General features: G+C 50.8%; 5 protein-coding genes. 4 read left to right on the top strand and 1 reads right to left on the bottom strand.

Annotated elements, in window-relative coordinates; all coding sequences use genetic code 11:
• Positions 1–134: 134 nt before the first annotated feature.
• The gene (yddG, locus tag ACTHS3_RS10375; protein WP_039862220.1) at positions 135–1,049 is read right to left on the bottom strand and encodes an aromatic amino acid DMT transporter YddG; all 915 of its coding nucleotides are present in this window, start codon (positions 1,047–1,049) and stop codon (positions 135–137) included.
• A 182-nt stretch (positions 1,050–1,231) separates the two neighbouring features.
• Here yddG and ACTHS3_RS10380 point away from each other — a divergent pair, with 182 nt between their 5' ends.
• From ACTHS3_RS10380 to ACTHS3_RS10395, 4 genes are all read left to right on the top strand, one after another.
• A complete protein-coding gene (locus ACTHS3_RS10380; protein WP_070588400.1) occupies positions 1,232–1,657 on the top strand; it encodes a MarR family winged helix-turn-helix transcriptional regulator in 426 nt (141 codons plus the stop codon).
• Positions 1,658–1,672: 15 nt separating this feature from the next.
• The gene (locus tag ACTHS3_RS10385) at positions 1,673–2,542 is read left to right on the top strand and encodes an ABC transporter six-transmembrane domain-containing protein (protein WP_070588398.1); all 870 of its coding nucleotides are present in this window, start codon (positions 1,673–1,675) and stop codon (positions 2,540–2,542) included.
• A 27-nt stretch (positions 2,543–2,569) separates the two neighbouring features.
• On the top strand, positions 2,570–2,893 hold the full coding sequence (locus ACTHS3_RS10390; RefSeq protein WP_004520006.1) for a DMT family transporter: 324 nt from the start codon (positions 2,570–2,572) through the stop codon (positions 2,891–2,893).
• A gap of 190 nt (positions 2,894–3,083) precedes the next feature.
• Positions 3,084–4,312 (top strand): diflavin oxidoreductase (locus ACTHS3_RS10395; RefSeq protein ID WP_440367917.1); only part of this gene is annotated, 1,229 nt, incomplete at its 3' end.

Consider the following 4,312-nt stretch of genomic DNA (forward strand, 5'->3'; position numbering starts at 1 on the left):
GTCATGATTCTTTCCCATTTCTCGTGATTTCTCAAACTGACTGCTACTTTAAACAGGCCGTCTGAAAATGGGAAAGAATGTTTGGTTGTTAAAAAAGCTGTTTTCGTTATATCGCAAAACTATGGGATATTACCTCACACCATCCGTTTTCTCCGGGTCGCCAACCAACATACAATCGACCCTAAGCACACCATTCCCGCACCCTGCCAAAATGTCATGGACAAAGGCGCGCTAATCAAAAATGATGACACTACCGCAGACAATACCGGAATGAAATAAGATGCGCCTGCCAATACGGTCAGGTTGCCGCGCGAAATACCGATATTCCACACTGCATAGCCCAAGCCCATACAAGACGCGGCGGCAACGGCATAGCCGAGCGATACGGAATCAAAACTCAACGTATCCGCGCCGCTGAGAAAATACTCTATCCACAACAATATCGACACCAGCGCAAAGAAAAAGCCGACGCTGCTGCCTTCCGCTTTCACGCGCGCCGTCAGCGTACAATATGCCGCCCAAAACACCGCATCCGCAAATGCCATGATGTAGCCGCCGGGATTGGTGCGGACATTGTGGTAGATGCCGGAAATTGACAAGCCGACATCGCCGCCCAATACAGTGGCAATCCCTAAAAACGACAGCACAAAGCCGATGACTATCCACCATTTTGACGGCTGTTTGTTGAAATATACCGCTCCGACGATGGTAAACGTCGGCCACAAATAATTGACCATGCCGATTTCCACCGCCTGTCTCGCGTTTTGCGCAAAACCGACCGAGAGCGACAAACACAGTTCGCAGCCGACAAAAAACACACTCGCCCAAAACAGATAGCTGCGGTTGTAATTGCGTAAATGCGGCCGGCCGAAAATCAGCCAAATCAATACGGTGGACAGGGTGTACATCATTGCCGCTCCGCCCACTGCCCCCATATGCAGGCTCAAAGAGCGTATCAGAGAAATGACAAAGCTCCACAAAGCAACGGCAAGCAGCCCGATGGCAGTGGCTTGTTTAGAGGAGATGTTTTGAGATAAGAAATGAATCATGGCGTATGTGCTGAAGATGGTTTTATTAGGTTTATCGTAGTTTGAATATATCGTTTCTACATTAATTATTTTAACGGTTTCAAGGCCGTCTGAAAATGATTGTTTCAGACGGCCCTCCATTTGCAATTAGTCCTAAACATGACTATAATCCGCATCCAATTAGTCAATATTGAGACCAATTTATGAATCAGCTCGACCAACTCGGCATGCGTATCAGCCACATAGACAGCGCATTTGACCAATGGATTAAACAGCAAAACACCAACTACAATACCTTCGCCGTTCTCTACACCTTGGCCACCGAAGGCAGCCGCACTCAAAAACACATAGGCGAAGAATGGAGCCTGCCCAAGCAAACCGTTTCCGGCACATGCAAAACGCTGGCGGAACAAGGCTTGCTGACATTTCACGAAAGCGAACAAGACAAACGCGAACGCTTATTGTCGCTGACCGAGCAAGGCAAAGAATCCGCCGCACCATTGGTGCAAAACATGCAGGAATTCAGCAAACGAATTTTTACCGCCTTCGGTGAAAAACGTGCAGCCCGACTGTTTGCCGATTTGGACGCGTTGGCCGAATTAATGGCGCAAACCCTCAATACTAAATAAGGAAGGAGGGCAACCATGTGGAAAATGTTGAAACACATCGGTCAAACACACCGCCGCAAACTCATCACAACCTTCTCTCTCGTCGGCTTGGATAATCTGCTCTTGCTGGTATATCCCGTGTTTGGAGGCTGGGCGATTAATGCCGTTATGGAAGGCAACGTCTGGCAGGCAATGTTGTATGGTGTGGTGGTCTTATTAATGTGGATAATCGGCGCCGCCCGAAGGATAGCCGATACGCGTACATTTACCAAAATCTATACTGAAATAGCCGTCCCGGTCGTTTTGGAACAGCGCAAGCGAGAAGTACCGCATTCCGCCATTACCGCACGCGTTGCCCTATCGCGCGAGTTTGTCAGTTTTTTTGAAGAACACCTGCCCATCGCTGCTACTTCGCTGGTCTCCATCTTCGGTGCATGTATGATGTTGCTGATATTGGAATTTTGGGTGGGCGTATTGGCTGTCGCGATACTTGCCCTGTTTTTATGGTTGCTGCCGCGTTTTGCCGCCATCAGCGAAAACCTATATTTCCATTTAAACAATCGGTTTGAACGCGACAACCACCTTATCCGCGACGGCAACGAGCATCAGCTCTACCGCCACTATGGCTGGTTTGCCAAACTACGCGTGCTGATTTCCAACCGCGAAGCCTTAGGCTATCTCAGTATCGGCATGGCGATGAGCGTATTGTTCGGCTTCGCCTTTATACACATGACGCTTAAAGGCTACGGAAGCGCCGGCCATATCTATTCCGTCAGCACTTATTTATGGATGTTTGCAATGAGCTTGGACGATGTACCGCGCTTGGTCGAACAATACTCCAATCTAAAAGATATCGGACAACGCGTTGAACTCTCGGAAGAAAACAATCTTTCTAAGGCCGTCTGAAACCTTAACACACTATCAGGACATATTATGAGTTGGTTTTATTTAATCTTAGCCGGTATGCTGGAAATCGGCTGGCCATTGGGCTTGAAGCTGGCACAACAGGAAGGCTACCGCTGGCATGGCTTTGCCGCCGCGCTTGCCTGCATCGTCGGCAGCGGATACTTCCTTTACCTTGCCCAAAAAAGTATTCCGATGGGTACAGCCTACGCCGTCTGGACAGGCATAGGCGCGGCAGGGGCTTTTTTGGTAGGCGTTGTATTTTTCAACGATGCTGCCAACTTCGGCCGCTGGCTTGGCGCATTTCTCATCATCTCCGGCGTCGTAGTGATGAAACTCTCCAGCGGAAACTGAAAATCTCGTTTCTATCCAATCCAAGGCCGTCTGAACAGGTATGCTCAGACGGCCTAATACCTTCCCGAATATAACGAAATCATCTTAAATTAAAACCAAGCATTCTTTCCTTTTTTCAGACGGCCTGTTTAAAGTGGCGACTGTCCATTATTCAAACAATCGGTTATAGCCGTCCAATAAAGGAATCCAAATGAGCCAAGCCAATCCGCTTCCCCCCGAACTCTCCGTCCAACTCTCCACACTATCCCCCACCCAACTTGCCTGGCTCTCCGGCTATTGCTGGGCGCAAAGCCAAGGCGTATCCGGTATAGTAGCCGAACCATCTGCCCTGCAAACGGCCGCTTCGGCAGTCAGCCGCCGCGTGTTAGTCCTCTCCGCCTCCCAAACCGGCAATGCCCGCAGCGTTGCCGAATCCCTACACGCCAAACTTCAAGCCGCCGGCGTAGAAGCCCGCCTCAGCAGCGCAGGCGATTTCAAAAGCAAAACCCTGCCCGACGAAGACATCGTCCTTTTGGTTACCTCCACCCAAGGCGAAGGCGAACCGCCCGAAGAAGCCCTACCCTTGTACAAATTCATCTACGGCAAAAAGAAACCTGATCTCAGCAAACTCACCTTTGCCGTCTTGGGCCTTGGCGATTCCTCCTATCCCAACTTCTGCCAAGCAGGCAAAGACTTTGATGCCAAATTTGCCGAACTGGGTGCAGGCCGTCTGAACGACTTGGGCATTTGCGACTTAGAATTCCAGGCCGATGCCGACGCATGGATTGCCGCCGTCGTACCCAAAGTGGCTGAGTTAACCGCCCAAGCAACAAGTCCAAGTACAACCGCTGCACCAAACAGCTCAGCCACACCAAGCAACGATGCCATCTACACCAAAGAAAACCCCTACATAGCCACCCTATCCGTGCGCCAAAAAATCACCTCGCGCGACGCGGAAAAAGACGTCGAACACATCGAAATCGATCTCAGCGGCTCAGGTTTGTATTATCAGGCAGGCGACGCGCTCGGCGTATGGCCGCTTAATTCCGCCGACCTCGTTCAAGAAATCCTCGACCTCAACCAACTGAACGGCAACGAAACCGTCCAACTTTCAGACGGCCGCGAAACCGACATCCGCACCGCCCTGACCGAATCCGCAGACATCACCCAAAACACACCGGCATTCGTCCAACAATACGCCGAATTAACAAACAACGAGGAACTCAAAACCATAGTTGCAGATAAAGCCCAACTGGATGCCTACCTCGCCGCCACACCGCCCGTAGGCGTACTTGCCGCCTATCCGCACCCACTGGACGCACAAACCCTATACAGCCTCTTCCGTCCACAAACCCCTCGCCTTTACTCCATCGCCTCCGCACAAGATGAAGTCGGCGAAGAAGTCCACCTCACCATCGGCGTCGTCCGTTTCGACCACCA

It is taken from the genome of Neisseria sp. P0009.S007, from assembly GCF_051962515.1.

Coding starts and splice junctions, on each gene's coding strand:
- ACTHS3_RS10385 (WP_070588398.1), top strand. CDS start 1,673: ATGTGGAAAATGTTGAAACACATCGGTCAAACACACCGCCGCAAACTC.
- yddG (WP_039862220.1), bottom strand. CDS start 1,049: ATGATTCATTTCTTATCTCAAAACATCTCCTCTAAACAAGCCACTGCC.
- ACTHS3_RS10390 (WP_004520006.1), top strand. CDS start 2,570: ATGAGTTGGTTTTATTTAATCTTAGCCGGTATGCTGGAAATCGGCTGG.
- ACTHS3_RS10380 (WP_070588400.1), top strand. CDS start 1,232: ATGAATCAGCTCGACCAACTCGGCATGCGTATCAGCCACATAGACAGC.